The sequence below is a fragment of the Rhizobium sp. 3T7 genome, assembly GCF_020166565.1.
In the GTDB taxonomy this organism is placed as follows: Bacteria; Pseudomonadota; Alphaproteobacteria; order Rhizobiales; family Rhizobiaceae; genus Rhizobium.
In genome coordinates, this window is the sequence record NZ_JAIQXS010000020.1 from 1 (window position 1) to 17,260 (window position 17,260).

Below are 17,260 nucleotides of genomic sequence, written 5' to 3' on the forward strand. Positions count from 1 at the left end.
GGCCTATAATATCGGCCTCTCGACCAAGCGAAAATGCCTTCGCCGGACGCTCACCGTCATCCGGCAAAAACCGATGGCTTTACACGCCCGCCGTTCGCTCATCCGATGTTGGTCCATCAGATGCGCGACAGCTTTCCGCTTTGCTGCGGGCGTCACCACTTCTTTCCCAAAAGGTCTTTCAAAGCAGCATTGTCGAGCATGGCATCCGCCAGAAGCCGCTTCAGCTTCGTGTTCTCGTCCTCCAGCGTCTTCAGCCGCTTGGCTTCCGACACCTCCATGCCGCCGAACTTGGCTTTCCATTTATAGATGCTGGCATCGCTGACGCCGTGCTTGCGGCAAAGCTCCGAGACCGGCATGCCCGCCTCGTGCTCCTTCAGAATGCCGATAATCTGTTCGTCTGTGAAACGGCTGCGCTTCATTCCCTGGTCCTCTCAATGGGCCAGAGCTTACTTCAAAATGGATTATTTCAACGGGGCAAGGTCACATCGCCATAGCGAACTGCCGATCACATTAAATTAGTTTTCCTCACCGGAGCCCGTCTTCCAAAACTTGAAAGTCGGTGACTCCGGCAACGTCCGAAAACTGCGATGCCTTCATCGTCTTCCGTTCCTTTCCTAGCCAGGAAAATGCGCCGAAAGGCTCCAACCAAAAATGGTCCAGTTTGAAGGGTTCAGATCAGATCAACAGCTGTATTTGAAACTTTCATTGTCGCCTGGCAAGAATGCCTGCGGACAAGCTAATCGCAGACGAATCTTGAATGGCGGATCGGCCTCGACTCACTCGTCATGTTGATTCTGCAACCAATCTGCAAACTTTCTGAGCCCGTCATCAAATGGCACCCGTGGTGACCAGCCTAAAAGCTGTTGCGCTCTCTCTATGCTCAGGACATTTTTGGGGACATCGAATGGCCGCCCCGGCAAGTAGCGACGATCTGCTGAGCGTCCTGTTAGAGTTTCTATTGAATCCAGCACCTCATTCAAGCTATGCCCGCGCCCTGAACCGATGTTAAAGACATGCTCGTTCGTTGCATGTTCAAGCGCGGACAATAGTGCATCCACTACATCAGCTATATATATGTAGTCACGCACAACGGATCCGTCGCCCCAAATCTCTACAGGCTCTCCTCGCATAACTTTGCTTAAGAAGACTGCGACAGCGCCCTGACTCGCATGCACGCGCTGCCCTTCGCCGAAAGGGTTTGCGAGACGCAAGACCGTATAATCTAGACCGTGCAGGCTATGGAACAGATGTAGGTATTTCTCGATCGAGAGTTTGGTTATTCCGTAGGAGCTTAATGGATCGGTTGAGTGTGTCTCAGGAATCGGTATCTGACTTGGAACGCCGTATACAGTACCTCCTGAAGAGACAAAAACGACCTTCTTCAGCCCGAGTTGGACTGCGTGATTAAGCAATCGAATGGTGCCGAGAACATTGCTCTCGATGTCAAACACCGGGTCTGCGTTCGACGACTTCGGCAAGGTGGTCGAAACTAAATGAAAACAGATGTCGCAACCTTCTAAGGCGCTGGCGACTTCGGTTTCACTAATAAAATCCCCCTCGTAACTTTCAAAATTAACGTGGCTCAGAGGAGAACCGCTGAGCGATGGCACATGCGGACGATCGAAGCAGCGTACGTGGTATCCATGGTTGAGCAGGGCATCAATCAGATGAGACCCTATGAATCCCCTCCCTCCCAAAACAAGGCATCGCTTTGGCATAGTTTGACTTGCATCTAGCGAAAACTGCAACTTGGCTCTCCGGTCACTTATCATTGTAATGTCCGAGGCATCGTTTCTGATGCGGTCAGGACATCGCGGTATACTTCCTCATATTTTTCAAGCATCGTGGATACTTCAAATTTTGCAGCAGCCAACGGAACCCGTTTTAGTAATTCCTCATAGAGCATTGGATCATTGGCGATAGCCACTATTAGATCGCCCAAAGCGGGAACATCTACTTCCCATTCGCTAAGGTCAAACAAGGCGCCGGCAACTCCCTCTGGGGTATCCAACATATCCCGGATCTCCCCAACGTTACTGGCTAGCACCGGTTTGCCGGAAAGCAAGCAGTCAATCAGCACTAGGGGTGCGCTTTCACCCTTGAACCGAGAAGGAAGGAAGCCGATATCCGATGCAGCGAAATAATCCCGGATGTTCGGTTGAAACCCAAGAAAGTGTACAAACTCGTGTTTGCATTCGGACTTTAAACGATCGAATTCCGGCCCCTCACCGATCAGGAGCAGACGAATCCTGCAGTCCGATCGCTCATTGGCCCAGACCACGGCCCCGATGGCTTCCTCCCATCCCTTATCCGGAATGGCACGAGCCACAAGACATAGCACGAAGTCCTCAGCGGCAATTCTCAAATCAGCGCGCGACGCAGGATTTATGTCATTCGCTGGCAAGGCATTGTCAATTTTCCTAAAGCCCTTTTGCCGAATGATCTCTGGTGGAAAAGCCTTCAAGTTCTTGTCAGCGGTGTAAACAAAGCGGTCAACGCGCCGCCAAAGGAGAGGCAGTAACCCATCCAATTGCCCCGGCTCCATCATTTCATACATCCCGTGCATACTGATAATCTGCTTGATCCCAGGACGGCTCAGCAGCAGCATCGCGAGCGATACATCCACCCAAGCGTGATGGGAGTGTACCAATTCAATTCCCATATCAGCGAACACAGCCGGTGCAAGCTCAAGTCGTTCCAATTCCAACAAAGGGATCGATTGCGACAACATTGTCCGAACACCCGGTTCAGTGGCCTCTTCCTGGCAATTTAGGAGCGTGACGGCATATCCCCGGCGCTCAAGAAGGTTGGCCAGTAATATGGGGAATGTTTCGCCACCACCGGCCGCGAGAGCATAGACGGCCATAACCACATTGGGACGCCTGTCTGCCGCCCGCGGCCAAACCCTATCCAGATCGTAAAGCTGCTTAAATTCGCTACGTCGACTAGCGCCACGCTGGCTACACCAGTGAACGTAAAGATGCCGCTGCTGTTTGTCGAGATCCGAGCGATCAACGCGATACATTGTCGCGACATATCGGGCCACTACCTCGTGCTCCCGATAGTAGATATCCTCTTTCTGGGCACCAACAGAGGTATTGGAAGCGTGCTGGCGATAGTAATTGATAGCACGAGGGTTGTAAGCGACCAGACCGCCACGTACAATCGAAAGATAGAAAATCCAATCTCCGCAGAGACGCAAGCTTAACCACTGTGGATCTTCGAATAGCGGCAATTTTCCAGGATGCCGAAACACCGCTCCGCTCACGTTCGGCACAATGTTCTTGACCGCCCAGCCAAACTTGACCAGCGAATGCGCCGACCTGATGAATGGACGACTCCAAGCGCCCTCGCCAAGGTCCTGCAAGTACTCCTGTGAGGTCCAGACCTTCTCAGGAGGATTGCCACGTACAAACTCCGTTTGGGCAAATGCCAGCTTCACCGCCTTATTCTGAAAGCACCGCACCAGTTCCTCGAGAAAATTATCAGAACAATAATCATCACTTTCGGCGATCCAAACTAGCTCCCCCGTCGCCAGCTCCAGGCCCTTCTTCCACTGATTAAAAACTCCCCCAGAATTAATCTCGTTAAAATGGCAAATGGTTTTGTCGGGATAGCGAGTCGCGTAGTCTTTCAAAATTGCCACGCTCTCATCATTGGAGCAGTCGTCGAGTAGAATCACCTCCACATTGGAGTAGGTCTGGCTGTAGATCGACTCAAGGCGCTTCCGCAGATATCCGGCATGATTGAAATTAGGCACGATAATCGAAACGCGGGGAGTGAACTCCGACGAGAGGGACCGCACCTCCCCATATAACGTCCCGGGGGAAGAAACGCCTTCATCTCCCGCGATCGACCTCCCAGTCAGAATATGGGCTCGGCGGATTACGCCGCCTATACCCTCCCGCCGGAATACTCCTGCGACACGACGTCCAGCTAGACGCCATGATCCTCGATAAAATTCGACTGCAGGCCTTACGGCATGAAACATAGACACGACATGCGTAAATCTTCGGCGCAATTGCCTGAGCGGCAGCACGAGGCGCGATGACTGGCTACGATGCACTACACGCGCGATTCCGCGCAGGGGCTTGGTGATGCGCCAAGATCTCGAACGCAACATCTGATCTCGCTCCTGGCGGAGAGCACCAAGTACCCGATCCTTCTCGTCCGCGACAGCTGCTAGCGCTCGATCTTTCTCGTCCGCGACAGCTGCCAGCGCTCGATCTTTCTCTTTTACGATCTCCGCAACTCGAGCTTCCTGTCGGCTCACATCCCGGTTGAGGTTCGCGACCTGAACTGCTCGCTCACCCAGCCGTTGATGACGAGCACGAATGAGTTTGACGGCTTTCAGAGCCACATCCAACTGCTCATCCGAGAAACCTTCAGGAGTTGAGGGCGGATGCCTTTCATACCCAAAAGCATCAAAGTCTTCGGCGTACAATGCCCGGATAATTTCAACGCTTCGCTCCGTCACAAGAGCTGGCGAATATGGAATCAAGCTTTCGTTTGCTCGCCGAACGGAAAAAGGATCGGGCGCCTTCTCGCCAAGCCACTCCATCAACGCCTTACGCAGTTCCCCAGTTTCTTCGATCTTAGTCAGTTTGGTGTAGTCAATCAGATCCGGGCGAAGCAGAGTTGCCTGAGGTGCCCAGTGATGATCTAAATAGGAAGGGGCCTCGCTGTTCGCCAAGTGTTCCAGAAAGCCCTCGAACCCAGCGGCGATGTCCCGCGCAGACTCTATCGGCAGCTGGTAAAACGCGTATTTGGTATAGGGACCGATTTGAAGAGGCTCACGCAACAATAACTTCGATTGCCATGCCGAAAAAATCCGTTTGTAGGGATTGCGAACTACGGCAAATCGAAAATATCCGTCCGATGTCAGAGCTTCCGCCAATTGCCCAAACGCCAGGTTTGTGACCTGCGGCGCTACCTTGTGTGCTTCGTGGGCAACAAGATCGGGGTCAGTCTCTTCACTGTCGGTGATTGAGTACAGCGCTTCGGAATAGCCTTCAAGAGACGCAAACCACCATTTGAGTGAGGTACACGCGACCTTAGGAGTGCTAATATATAGCAGCTTATGGCGGCGCGAGAGGTAGCTATTCCAACGAAGGTGGTCCGACAATTTTTGTTTGTCGATAAGCGGCCAGTCTTGGATATTCAAGTCGAGTTCCTACTGTCAATTTTCAGTTCAGGGCAGCTTATTTAGCGAGATGTCGGCATAATCCCCGGTAACATCGAGAAACGAGAAGTTCGCCCCTCTTTCCTTTTTGATGAGGAACTGATTATGAGGCAATGCAATAATCGGCAGATCCATCGCTTCGGAAAAATAGACGCTATATGGGCATACGAGAGTAGGCTCGTAGCGAGTATCATGTTGCCAAGGCGTCGTGGTAAAATCATCTCCCCCAATAATCCCACCCTCCCTTATTTTTGGTAGAATTTTTATGAGATCAATCGTTATACCTCTAAGTGTATGATCTCCGTCTATGTACGCAAAATCAAGACTTCCGTCGGGGATGTCATTGACAACATCTTTAGTCCTCCCTCGTAGGATCGTCCTTCTTTCAGAAGCAAAATCGGTCTTAGCAAGCATCTCCTGATAGATTTCATCAAACATTGCGGGCGCCACATTGAAGGGCTTATTCCAATCTGGCAAACTCGCCCAAGGATCTATCATATAGTATTGCTCTACTTGAGAGCATCCCATGAGTATACGCTCAGCGAAATCGCCTTTCCAAACTCCGATCTCGGCCATATTTCTAGCCTTATGAAGATCCAGCAATCGGATCCATAAATCGAAGCGAGAATCACATTCAGACAGCAGTTTTGCTATCTTTTGGCTATCGAGATCCAAATTGCTATCCCTCAACAAGTTTGATAGTAGGCTCGTTCGACATCAAATCCACATAGCCAAACGATTTTGGCCTTTCGATGTTAGAGACACGAAACATGATTGCATCAAGAACGCGATGCGGGCAGTCGACACCGTCTACGGACCAGATGCCACCGCCAACAAAGTAAACTCCGGCCAACAGGCTCATACGAAACGAGAAACTTATCCGAAAATCAGAGTCTGCCCTTATCTTTTCGAGATAGAGTCCTTCCTCCGGGTACCTTTGGCCGGTGATGACAGTTCCGGAGATATTCCTGATGTGGAGACCAAAGAAGATCCCGGAAAATTCCCTGAGGAAGTGGCCCGCCATCACGAATTGATAGGTTTTGTCCGCTTGTAAGACATTCACTGGCTGATCATTCTCATCCAGTATGGATATTGATGTAATTTCCGCCCCTTGTATTGGGTAGACCGTGGTTGTTTCTGGCACCAGCCCCGGATCAAATAAGACCGATGGAGCCGCCGGCGGTTGCTGAACTAGATTTGCTGTGTCAGTCAGCCCGATTGTTTCAGCAGATTGATCGGCAGCACGATACTCCCGAACAAGCTTTTGATATTCAGCTGAAGGAGCGTAGATCATCTTCTGATAGGCGCGTATTGCCTCCTGCGGCCGACTATACATGACCCGAATGCCGCCATCGAGCACGAGAGCCCTGTCGCATAATTCGATTATGCTGGCGGCTGAGTGAGAAACAAAGAGGATCGACGTTCCACTTTGCTTTAACTCATCCAACCGCGCGAAACACTTGCGCTGAAATTTCTCATCCCCCACGGCAAGAGCTTCGTCCACGACGAAAATATCCGGATCAATCATCGCTTGCACAGCAAACGCCAGTCGCACGCCCATACCGCTTGAGTAATTTTTCACAGGCTGATCGAGGAAGTGACCGATATCGGCGAACGCAGCAATTTGGTCGAAACGACTGTCGATTTCATCCTGGCTCAAGCCCAATACGGCAGCGTTCATATAAACGTTCTCGCGGCCCGTAAATTCCGGATTGAATCCAGAGCCAAGTTCCAACAGTGCCGAAATCCTTCCGCTCGCTTGAACGCTGCCACTCGTCGGGTTGAGTGTACCGCAAATCAATTGCAGTAAGGTCGACTTGCCGCTTCCGTTCCGGCCAATAATGCCTACCGTTTCGCCTCTTTTAACTTCCAGCGAGACATCCTTAAGAGCCCAGAATTCATTGAAGTACTGCCTTGCCTCGCGTCCAACCAACCGCTGCAAGCGCGGTGATATGAACTGCCTGAGCCGATCACGAGGATGATCGTAAATCTGATAGCACTTGCTAAGATTCTCCACCTTGATGGCGATATCAGAGGACATCAGCAAAACCTTTGCGCGTCTTCTGGAACCAGACAAAGCCCAGCCACGTGACCAATGAGGCAGCCAACAGGTAGATTCCTAACAACTTGAAATCCGGCTGCTTACCCCAGTAGAGCACGTCGCGTGAGAGCTCTATTACGGGCGTCAAGGGATTTAAGTAGAGTAAAGGCCGATAGCCTTCCGGCAGGGCACTCGCTGGATAGAATATCGGCGAGAGGAACATTAGCGCCGTGATGACGATTCCGATAAATTGTGAAACATCGCGCAAAAAGACGCCAAGGGACGCGAGAATCCAGCTCGCTCCCAAGATAAAAATCGAGAACGGCAACAACACTAGAGGAAAATAGAGTACGGTCGCATGTGGCACGCCATAAAATACGACATAAGCCAAGAGCCAGACGCAGAGGCTAACACAGAAATGAAAAAGCGCGGACCCAAGTACTACCCAAGGTAAAATCTCTAATGGAAAGACGACCTTCTTAACATAATTAGGGTTATTAGTAATCAGAGCAGGAGCTCGATTAATACATTCTGCGAATAAATTAAACGACATCAGGCCCGCGAACAGAACAAGCGCAAATTCCACTTTCGAACTACTTCCAACGCTCCAGCGCGCCTTAAGCACCTCACTGAATACAAAGGTGTAAACACCCAGCGTGAACAGCGGATTGAAAAATGACCATAGTATACCTAGGAAAGATCCCCGATAACGCCCAAAGACTTCGCGTTTTACGGATGCTCTAATAAGGGTGAAATTCCGGGAGAAGCTAGCAACCATTTCAATCGGATGGACGGAATAGTCTTGCATCAGACAAACACCTCGGCCTCGCTCAAGGGAACGGCTGCGGCATCCTTTGGCGCAAGGTTGGGAACTCCTGAAAGCGGCCAATCGATACCTATTGCCGGATCGTTCCATAAGAGGCTGCGCTCAAACTCCGGCGCATAATAGTCGGTCGTTTTGTAGAGGAATTCAGCGGTTTGACTGAGGACGAGGAATCCGTGGGCGAACCCTTCTGGCACCCACAATTGTTTCTTGTTTTCGGCACTCAGATGGACCCCGACCCATTTCCCGAAAGTGGACGAGGCCTGACGCAGGTCGACAGCTACGTCGAACACTTCGCCCTCTACGACGCGCACCAATTTTCCCTGTGCGCGCTTGATCTGATAATGCAAACCACGCAGTACGTTCTTAAATGATCTAGAATGGTTATCCTGAACAAAATCGCGTTTGATCCCAACGGCGTGCTCGAAGGCTGCGGCGTTGAAGCTCTCGAAGAAAAACCCACGATCGTCACCAAAAACCTTCGGCTCAAGCACGACGACCTCGGGAATGGCAGTTGGCGTGGAGAACATCAAAAGACCTTTTCCTTAAGGAGGTTAAGCAGGTATTTTCCGTAGCCATTCTTCACTAGTGGATGTGCTAGCGACTCCAATTTGCCGTCGTCAATCCACCCCGATCTATAGGCGACCTCTTCTGGACAGGCTACCTTCAGGCCCTGTCGCTTTTCAATTGTCGCGATGTAGTGTCCAGCTTCCAACAGTGAATCATGCGTCCCGGTGTCCAGCCAGGCGTAACCCCGGCCCATAATCTCGACGTCAAGTTGCCCTTGGACGAGATAGCGACGGTTGACATCCGTAATTTCAAGTTCGCCACGGGGTGACGGTTTGATGTCGGCCGCGATATCGCAGACCTGCGCATCGTAGAAATACAGTCCGGTCACCGCGTAGTTAGACTTCGGCTGCCTCGGCTTCTCTTCTATCGAGAGCGCCTTCCTGGCCTTGTCGAATTCCACGACGCCGTAACGTTCCGGATCGGTTACATGGTACGCAAATACAGAAGCACCACTTGCCTGACCAGTCGCTCGATTCAGCAGGCTCTGGAAGTCGTGTCCGTAGAAGATGTTGTCACCAAGCACCAAAGCGCTCGGATTGTTTCCAACAAAGCTTCGGCCAAGAATAAAAGCTTGCGCCAGTCCGTCGGGACTCGGCTGGACACAATAACTGACATTGAGCCCCCACTGGTGGCCATCGCCCAGCAGCGCCTCAAAGCGAGGCGTGTCATCAGGCGTCGAAATGACGAGAATGTCACGAATTCCCGCCAGCATGAGAGTGGTCAGCGGGTAGTAAATCATTGGCTTGTCGTAGATCGGCAGCAGCTGCTTACTGACCGCTAGCGTCGCCGGGTATAGGCGCGTCCCAGATCCACCAGCAAGAATAATTCCTTTACGTGCCATAGCCATTTTTAAAACCCTATTTCGGAATTCTCGTTCCGGCTGCTTGCGCTTAGCATTACGATTTCAACGCGCCGACAAGTCGATCGCGCCTAGTTTGTCGCCGCAAGCAGGCCAATGACCTCTTCGACGCCGTCCTGCCACGGTGACAGTGGCAAGTCAAAGCAATCCATCAAGTTGGCACAATTTAGCCGTGAGTTGAGCGGACGCTTTGCAGGCGTAGGATAATCGTTCGTCGAAATAGGTTCGATTTTGTCCGTCGGCAGCAATCCCCCAAAACCGCGCGCGGTCGCTCTATCAATGATGTAGCAGGCATAGTCGTACCAGGAAGTGCTGCCTTGGGCGGTGAGGTGATAAACTCCGGAGCCAGCGCTTTCCGTCAGAATTTTGTCCGCGATGCGCGCGGTCGTCTTGGCGATCAGAGCCGCAGATGTCGGCGCCCCCACCTGATCAGCAACAATTCGAAGCGTTTCGCGCTCCGAAGCCAATCTGAGAATCGTCTTTAAAAAATTGTGACCATGATGGCCGTAAACCCAGCTGGTGCGAAGAATAAGATGCTGCCCCCCTGCCGCGCGCACCGCCTCCTCGCCCTGCAGCTTGCTTTTCCCGTAAACGGACTGTGGGTTGGTGCTATCGGTTTCGACATAGGGAGAATCTTTTTCCCCATCAAAAACGTAGTCGGTCGAGTAATGGATCATCACGCAGTCATTATCCGCTGCCCAGCGCGCCATCACGCCCGGCGCAGTTCCGTTGACGGCGCCCGCGCGCGCGGCCTCGCTTTCGGCGCGGTCAACCGCCGTATAGGCCGCCGCATTGAATATGATCGCTGGTCTCGTCGCTCCCAGCGCGACGAGGATATTCGCCTCGTTCTCAAGGTCAAATTCGGCTCGGCCGTAAGCAACAACATCGCCACGTGATGCAAGAGCACGCCGCAGTTCGAAGCCGACCTGCCCATCAGCACCTGTGATCAGCAAGGGACGCATTGTCAATTCTCGTACTGCTGAGTGAGCCAATCCCGATAGGCGCCGGATGTCACATTGGTCACCCAGTCCTGATTGTTGAGATACCAGGAAATAGTCTTTTGTATGCCGCTTTCGAAGGTCTCTTCAGGTTTCCAGCCCAGATCCCGCTCGATCTTGCGTGCGTCGATCGCATATCGCCGATCATGTCCCGGGCGATCCTTCACGAAGGTAATTTGATCGCGATATGATCCGGCGCCTTGCCGCGGCTTCAGCGCGTCGAGCGTGTCGCAGATCGTGTGCACCACCGCCAAATTGGGCTTCTCGTTCCAGCCGCCGACATTATAGACCTCGCCAACTCGGCCATTGGCCAACACTGTTCGGATCGCGCTGCAATGATCCTTCACATAGAGCCAGTCTCGTACCTGCTGGCCATCGCCGTAGATCGGGAGAGGCTTGCCGGCGAGCGCGTTCAATATCACCAGCGGAATCAGCTTCTCTGGGAAGTGATACGGCCCGTAATTGTTGCTGCAATTAGTGGTGAGCACCGGGAGGCCATAAGTATGATGCCATGCTCTCACCAAATGGTCCGACGCCGCCTTGCTTGCAGAATAAGGGCTGTTGGGCTCGTAACGATTGTTTTCACTAAAGGGAGCGTCGGTAGTGCCGAGACTACCATAGACTTCGTCCGTGGAGACATGAAGAAAGCGGAAGGCGGATTTTTCGTCGTCGTTCAACTCCTGCCAGAATGCGCGAGCCGCTTCGAGCAGGTTAAACGTGCCGACAACATTCGTCTCGATGAACGCGGCAGGGCCGTGAATCGACCGGTCAACATGACTCTCAGCGGCAAAATTTATGATCGCGCGCGGCTGGTGAGTCCGCAGCAAGCTTTCAATGAACTCTCTATCGCCGATGTCACCATGCGCTAAGACATGCCTATCGTCTCCCCGCAGCGATTTCAGCGTATCGAGGTTGCCGGCATAGGTCAGCTTGTCAACGTTTATGATCCGTTCGCCCGACTGAGCAATCCAATCGAGAACGAAATTGCCGCCAATGAACCCTGCCCCACCCGACACAAGTACCGTCATTGCCTACACCTATTGTCTAAATCTGTTTCAGGATTACAGCTACAAGCAAACCAAAGTTGCCTGCCAATGTCTGCCGATGCAGCCCCGACCTGTAGAGTATCCGGAGTCGCATAGGAAGTGCTTCTGTCCTCATCCTACGAAAGTCTGCAAGGAGAGCTTGATTTCCCGGCGTCAGAAGATGCTCGACCCTTCTCAGCGCTCCGACGTGCTGGCCATTCCATTTCAAAAATCGGCTTTGCGTCAGCATATGCGCGCGTTTAAGCCGAGCTCGCCAACCGGAATTGGACCCGACAATATTGCTCGCATGCTGCCGATAGTCGATGCGCGGCTCAGCATCATATCGAACGCGCCCTCCGGCTCCCGATACCAGAATATAGGCCCACCAGTCGTGGCTTGGAATATCTGCTTCGGCACCGCCCTCAATCAGAAGCGCGCGCGCCGCGCGGTTCATGACCATCGTATTGCCGCCGCCGATGCTTTGTACCAGCGCGTTCGAGAAGGACGGGGCGCGCGTGAAAAGCGGAGAATTGCCGGTCGACACACCCTTTTCATCCACCGTGTGCGTTCGCGAACAATAAAGAGCCGGAAGACTGGATGGCTGCTCCTTCAACCAGGCGACTGCGCGTTCCAGCTTATCGGCATGCCAGATGTCATCCTGATCAGAAAAAGCGTAATAGGCTGCATCAATGGCCGGATTGCAGATTAACGTCAGAAAATTGCGGATGAAACCCCGACGAGGCCCGTTCACAACGTGAACGGGCGACCGAACACTTTTTTCAAACGACCGCACGAGATCGAGCGTTGTATCGGTGGACCCGTCATCCGAAACCCATAGCGACCAGCTGCTGTAGGTTTGGCCGCGAATGGATTCCAACTGCTCGGGAAGAAATCGCGCTCCCTGAAAAGTGCCCATCAAGATGGCAACGTCGTCTCTCATGCCCATTCGAAGCCGAATTTGTTAATCAACTCGTCGCCTTTACTGGATGGCGTTTTGAAACACAACATCATCAACATCTCGGGAGCGCATCCGCTCTGCTTCAGTTGCGGTCGGGGGAGTCGAGGATTGCGAGGAGATACTTGACGGTATCGTCGATATCACGCGTGGAACCATCCACCTTCACCTCCGCCTGCTCGGGCGGCTCATACGGACTGTTTACGCCCGTCATGTTCGGAATCTGTCCGCTCCGGGCCTTTCGGTACAAGCCCTTGGGGTCTCGGTCTTCGCAAACCTGCAGCGGCGTATCAACATAAACCTCGATGAAATTCTCTTCGCCTATCAATTCCTTCGCCATTTGGCGTTCACGTTTGAAAGGCGAGATAAACGCCGTCAGGACTAGAATTCCGGCGTCCATCATCAGCTTCGCCACTTCCGCGATCCGGCGTATGTTCTCGACGCGGTCGGCGTCGGTGAAGCCGAGATCCTTGTTCAATCCTTGTCTCACATTGTCGCCATCGAGAATATAGGTTCTCCGGCCGGATCTATGGAGTTCGCGCTCGAGGGCGTTGGCGATCGTCGACTTTCCCGATCCCGATAGGCCGGTAAACCAGATCACCTTGCCGGCGTGGCCGTTCAGCCGCTCGCGATCGGCCCTGGTGATGGACAAGGCCTGGCGATGCACGTTCTGAGCGCGCCTGAGATTGTGCCGAATCATCCCGGCGGCGACGGTCGCGTTGCTGAAACGATCAATTAGGATAAAACTTCCAAGCGCTTTCGACCGGGAATAGGTATCGAAAACGAGCGGGCGGCTGACGGAAACATTGCAGACCCCGATGTCGTTCAATGCTAGCTGCCGTGCAGCCTCATGCCCAAGCGTATTGATGTCGACACGATATTTGATGCCGGAAATCGAAGCGGTCGCGGACTGAGTGGACAGCTTGATATCATAACTCCGTCCGACAAGGCCCGGATCCAGATCCATCCAGACAATCGTCGCTTCGAAATGATCGGTCATCTCCAGCGGGTTGTCGGCCAACGAAAGCACATCTCCTCGGGACACGTCGATATCGCGTTCGAGGCAGAGCGTAATCGCGCTTCTTTCAGCAGCCTCCGCCTGGCGTCCATCCATGGTGACTATCTCGGCGATTTCCGAGACTTCGCCAGACGCGGTGTTTCTTATTGTGCTACCTACGCGCGCCATGCCCTCCAAGAGCGTTCCACAGATGCCTCTGAAGCCGGCGTCGGGCCGATTGATCCACTGAACGGGGAAGATCAAACGGTCTGAGGGTGCCTGCTGCACGTGGACCGTCTCCAGATACCCCAGCAACGTTGGGCCGTCATACCATGCCATTTTCGATGATCGGTGCGTTATGTTCTCACCCTTTAAGGCACTGATCGGAATGGGCATAAATGTTTCGAAATTCAGAGTCGCTGCAAAGTCAGCCATGGCCTCCGACAGCTGCGATGAAATTTGGCGGTCGTATTCGACAGTGTCCATCTTGTTGATCGCCAGCACCAGATGACGAACACCGAGCAAGGATGCAAGGTAAGCGTGCCGTTTGGTTTGCGTAAGCAATCCTTTTCGGACGTCCATCAGCAAAATCGCCAAATCCGCTGTCGAGGCGGCGGTCACCATGTTGCGCGTGTACTGCTCGTGACCAGGCGCATCCGCGACGATAAATTTCCGTCGTGATGTCGAGAAAAATCGGTACGCAACATCGATGGTGATGCCTTGTTCGCGCTCGGCCGACAGGCCGTCGACAAGCAGTGCGAAGTCGATGTTTTCGCCTTGAGTTCCGTATCGCTTCGAATCCGCCTTCAACGCGTCAAGCTGATCGTCCGCCAAGACCTGCGATTCCCAAAGCAGACGCCCGAGAAGCGTACTCTTGCCATCATCCACGCTACCACAGGTAATAAAGCGCAATAGATCCTGCGAACGCTGTTGAGAGTTGAAGGCTTCTAGTACTTCTTGGGTCGTTCTAGCCGGCGCGGCTGGATTTCGGATTGCGCGTCGCATCAAAAATATCCCTCGGCCTTCTTTTTTTCCATGCTCGAACTGGAGCTCGTATCAATCAGGCGTCCTTGTCTTTCGCTCGAGCGAGATTGCAACAACTCCGCTATTATCTCGGGAACAGTCGATGCGTCCGACTCGATCGCCCCGGTCAGCGGGTAGCAACCAAGCGTTCGAAAGCGCACTTTACGGGCGGAAATTTGTTCGTTGGGCAAGAGCTGCATGCGATCGTCGTCGACGACCAAAAGCATGCCGTTTCGGTCCACGACCGGTCGCTCTTTAGCGAAGTAGAGCGGCACGATGGGAATGGCCTGTTCATGGATGTATTGCCATATGTCGAGCTCGGTCCAGTTTGAAAGCGGGAACACGCGAATGCTTTCGTCCGGTCCCTTTCGGGTATTGTAGAGGTTCCAGACTTCCGGCCGCTGGTTCTTCGGATCCCAGGCGTGATTGCGAGCACGGAAGGAGAATACACGCTCCTTTGCCCTCGATTTCTCTTCGTCGCGGCGCGCGCCGCCGAAAACGATATCGAACCTATGAAGATCGAGGGCCTGCTTCAGCCCTTCGGTTTTCGTGATGGCTGTGTGGAGTTCCACCCCATGATCGAATGGATTAATATCTTTTTCGATCGCCTCGGGGTTGACATGGACGATAAGCTCTGCGCCGCCTTTCGCCCGGACACTGTCCCTGAATTGGTACATTTCACGAAACTTCCACCGCGTGTCCACGTGCAGGAGTGGAAATGGAAGCGGCGCTGGAAAGAAAGCCTTGCGCACCAGATGAAGGAGTACCGAGCTGTCTTTTCCCAATGAGTATAGTAAGACGGGATTGCGCGCCTCAGCATAGGCTTCTCGGATGATGAAGATGCTCTCGGACTCAAGCCGTTTTAGGTGATCGGACATTGATGACGCAGCGTGAATAGGCGCAGCGGCCGATAGGGGCGACGAATAGCTCAGCAGCTGGACACCTATATCTTCGTTGGAAGGGATTTCGCGGCAGAACCTTGTCACAGCTGCATGCGGAAAGACCGCAATCGGCTTGCCGACATGCTTCCGCAGTTTTCTCAATGCAGTCTCAACTTCGGTTGAGCTAACCGGCGTTGCCATGGGCACCCAGATACGCGATCCTCGGGCGTCGTTGGCATGCAGGCACGCGGACTGCGCTCGCTCGAAAATCTGCACGAATAGAACAAGTGTTCGCTTGGAGCGCTGCCGTTCTAAATCGGAATTCAAAACACTCTGTATGAGTTTCTCTCCGAATTCATCCCGCAAATCCTCGGCTATCAGAGCTGCCGGCAGAATGCCCAGCTCATGCAACCGTCGCTCGGCAGTGCGCTTTGTGTCGGCCATGCCGACAGCCTTGAGGTATTGGAAGGCCAGCTCGGTATTCCAGACTCGATCGCCAATCAAATTGAGAACAGCTTCCTCATCATTTATTTGTCGCATTTTGCGCGTTCCAAATTTGCTTACGTTCCAAATTAGAGGCGCTTGAATACCATGAGGCAATTCAATCCACCAGATACATATTGCGACAATCGAAATGAAGCCCTCAGATTGTAAAACACGCGTTCAACGTCTAGATTGAAGAACTGCCCCTCGTGTCACAACGAGGAGAAGGAGGACGAATGCGATAGCGGCGCATCCCGCATTGTCACGCACAATCTAGAGCATCCGTTTTAATCAAGCGGATTTTTCTGTCCATTTTCTGTTGTCGCGCAGGAGTGCGTTTGCAAGGACAACAAGCTTTCGCATGATGGCTGTGATGGCGACCTTGGGCGGTTTTCCGTTGGCGATGAGCGAGCGGTATTTGGCTTTGAGGTCCGGGTTGAAACGAGCGGCGACGAGGGCCGGCATGTAGAGGGCTTACCGGACGATGGCCCTTCCGCCGGCAATGAAAGCGCGTCCGGTCCATCGTCCGGACTGCCGGCTGATCGGTGCGAGGCCGCACAAGGCGGCGGCCGGCTTTTCCTCAAGCGCGCCCAGTTCCGGCATTTCGATGATGAGTGTGAAGGCGGCGATGGTCGAGAGGCCAGGAATGGAGACGAGGATGTCGAAGCGCGCCTTGAGAGCGTCGTCGGCCTGGATGAGGGCCATGAGCGCCTGATTGACCTGCCTGAGCTGCGTTTCGACCTGCTTGAGACGGGCGGCATTGTGCCGTTTGAGCAGTGGTTGCGTCAGATTTTTCGCCCGGTTCTTGATGGCGGTCCTGTCCTTCACCGGCGCCAGGCGGGCAGCGTATAGCTCCTTTAAATCGCCGAGACCTGCTGGGTTTGCCGTCAGCAGGCGCGGTTGCAGCAACTGGCCGTAGCGGGTCAGGATTTCGGCATCGATCCGGTCCGTCTTTGCCAACCTGCCGGTGGCCTCCGCAAACCTTCGGGCCAGCGGCGGATTGACCTTGGAAAGCGGCAGGCCCTGAGCCGTCATGACTCGTTCGAAGGCTTTGTGATAGGCGACGGTCGGCTCATAGACGATGCGTGCGACGGATGCGCCGCCGATCCATTTGAGGCTTGCGGCAAATCCTTGCGATCGTTGGAAACGCGCAGTCGCTTGCCATCCGGCAGACGATACAGGTCGATATGATCTTTCGAGATGTCGGCACCGATGGTAATCTGGGTCATCTTTTCCGCCTCCTCTGCTTGTCATCCAGGGCTTGTTCCCTGGGCATCCGTTCAGGACGATTGGAAAAGATGGGGGCGATCACACTCTAGCCCGGCCCCCTAAACGGCCCGCGGGATTTCGATCCGTCCCCCATCGCTGGACGAGGGTGGCCGCCCTCGCCGGCGCTTCTTTCTCTCACAAGAAGCAGGAAACT

General features: G+C 53.5%; 12 protein-coding genes and 2 pseudogenes. All 14 read right to left on the reverse strand.

The window, feature by feature from the left end; translation table 11 throughout:
- Window positions 1–42 precede the first annotated feature (42 nt).
- Window positions 43–419: pseudogene (locus K9B32_RS22740) on the reverse strand (transposase); the annotation flags it as partial.
- 357 nt (window positions 420–776) lie between these two features.
- Window positions 777–1,748, reverse strand: a complete 972-nt coding sequence (locus tag K9B32_RS22745) for an NAD-dependent epimerase/dehydratase family protein (protein ID WP_224566243.1) — start codon at window positions 1,746–1,748, stop codon at window positions 777–779.
- A 20-nt stretch (window positions 1,749–1,768) separates the two neighbouring features.
- Window positions 1,769–5,164, reverse strand: coding sequence for a glycosyltransferase (locus K9B32_RS22750; RefSeq protein WP_224566246.1), 3,396 nt, complete (start codon window positions 5,162–5,164; stop codon window positions 1,769–1,771).
- A 27-nt stretch (window positions 5,165–5,191) separates the two neighbouring features.
- Window positions 5,192–5,857: a class I SAM-dependent methyltransferase gene (locus K9B32_RS22755; protein WP_224566248.1), complete on the reverse strand. Its 666-nt coding sequence runs from the start codon at window positions 5,855–5,857 to the stop codon at window positions 5,192–5,194.
- 4 nt (window positions 5,858–5,861) lie between these two features.
- The gene (locus K9B32_RS22760) at window positions 5,862–7,223 is read right to left on the reverse strand and encodes an ABC transporter ATP-binding protein (protein ID WP_224566250.1); all 1,362 of its coding nucleotides are present in this window, start codon (window positions 7,221–7,223) and stop codon (window positions 5,862–5,864) included.
- Window positions 7,213–8,031, reverse strand: coding sequence for an ABC transporter permease (locus tag K9B32_RS22765; RefSeq protein WP_224566252.1), 819 nt, complete (start codon window positions 8,029–8,031; stop codon window positions 7,213–7,215). The genes K9B32_RS22760 and K9B32_RS22765 overlap by 11 nt, the downstream gene beginning before the upstream one ends.
- The gene (gene rfbC, locus K9B32_RS22770) at window positions 8,031–8,576 is read right to left on the reverse strand and encodes a dTDP-4-dehydrorhamnose 3,5-epimerase (protein WP_224566254.1); all 546 of its coding nucleotides are present in this window, start codon (window positions 8,574–8,576) and stop codon (window positions 8,031–8,033) included. Before rfbC ends, K9B32_RS22765 begins: the two co-directional genes overlap by 1 nt.
- A complete protein-coding gene (gene rfbA / locus K9B32_RS22775) occupies window positions 8,576–9,457 on the reverse strand; it encodes a glucose-1-phosphate thymidylyltransferase RfbA (protein WP_224566437.1) in 882 nt (293 codons plus the stop codon). Before rfbA ends, rfbC begins: the two co-directional genes overlap by 1 nt.
- Window positions 9,458–9,546: 89 nt before the next feature.
- Window positions 9,547–10,437, reverse strand: coding sequence for a dTDP-4-dehydrorhamnose reductase (rfbD, locus tag K9B32_RS22780; protein ID WP_224566256.1), 891 nt, complete (start codon window positions 10,435–10,437; stop codon window positions 9,547–9,549).
- A gap of 2 nt (window positions 10,438–10,439) precedes the next feature.
- The gene (rfbB, locus tag K9B32_RS22785; protein WP_224566258.1) at window positions 10,440–11,501 is read right to left on the reverse strand and encodes a dTDP-glucose 4,6-dehydratase; all 1,062 of its coding nucleotides are present in this window, start codon (window positions 11,499–11,501) and stop codon (window positions 10,440–10,442) included.
- A 16-nt stretch (window positions 11,502–11,517) separates the two neighbouring features.
- On the reverse strand, window positions 11,518–12,438 hold the full coding sequence (locus K9B32_RS22790) for a glycosyltransferase family 2 protein (protein ID WP_202801594.1): 921 nt from the start codon (window positions 12,436–12,438) through the stop codon (window positions 11,518–11,520).
- Window positions 12,439–12,538: 100 nt separating this feature from the next.
- Window positions 12,539–14,455 (reverse strand): sulfate adenylyltransferase subunit CysN, encoded by a 1,917-nt coding sequence (gene cysN, locus K9B32_RS22795; protein ID WP_224566261.1) that lies wholly within the window; start codon window positions 14,453–14,455, stop codon window positions 12,539–12,541.
- A complete protein-coding gene (cysD, locus tag K9B32_RS29175) occupies window positions 14,455–15,351 on the reverse strand; it encodes a sulfate adenylyltransferase subunit CysD (RefSeq protein WP_411969741.1) in 897 nt (298 codons plus the stop codon). Before cysD ends, cysN begins: the two co-directional genes overlap by 1 nt.
- A 777-nt stretch (window positions 15,352–16,128) precedes the next feature.
- Window positions 16,129–17,066, reverse strand: a pseudogene (locus K9B32_RS22805) (IS110 family transposase).
- Between the last annotated feature and the right edge of the window lie 194 nt (window positions 17,067–17,260).

Bases quoted from the DNA above. Each gene is read 5' to 3' on its own strand.
- rfbD (WP_224566256.1), bottom strand. From the start codon at position 10,437: ATGCGTCCCTTGCTGATCACAGGTGCTGATGGGCAGGTCGGCTTCGAA.
- cysD (WP_411969741.1), bottom strand. From the start codon at position 15,351: ATGTCCGATCACCTAAAACGGCTTGAGTCCGAGAGCATCTTCATCATC.
- rfbC (WP_224566254.1), bottom strand. From the start codon at position 8,576: ATGTTCTCCACGCCAACTGCCATTCCCGAGGTCGTCGTGCTTGAGCCG.
- rfbA (WP_224566437.1), bottom strand. From the start codon at position 9,457: ATGGCACGTAAAGGAATTATTCTTGCTGGTGGATCTGGGACGCGCCTA.
- K9B32_RS22790 (WP_202801594.1), bottom strand. From the start codon at position 12,438: ATGAGAGACGACGTTGCCATCTTGATGGGCACTTTTCAGGGAGCGCGA.
- cysN (WP_224566261.1), bottom strand. From the start codon at position 14,455: ATGCGACGCGCAATCCGAAATCCAGCCGCGCCGGCTAGAACGACCCAA.
- K9B32_RS22765 (WP_224566252.1), bottom strand. From the start codon at position 8,031: ATGCAAGACTATTCCGTCCATCCGATTGAAATGGTTGCTAGCTTCTCC.
- rfbB (WP_224566258.1), bottom strand. From the start codon at position 11,501: ATGACGGTACTTGTGTCGGGTGGGGCAGGGTTCATTGGCGGCAATTTC.
- K9B32_RS22760 (WP_224566250.1), bottom strand. From the start codon at position 7,223: ATGTCCTCTGATATCGCCATCAAGGTGGAGAATCTTAGCAAGTGCTAT.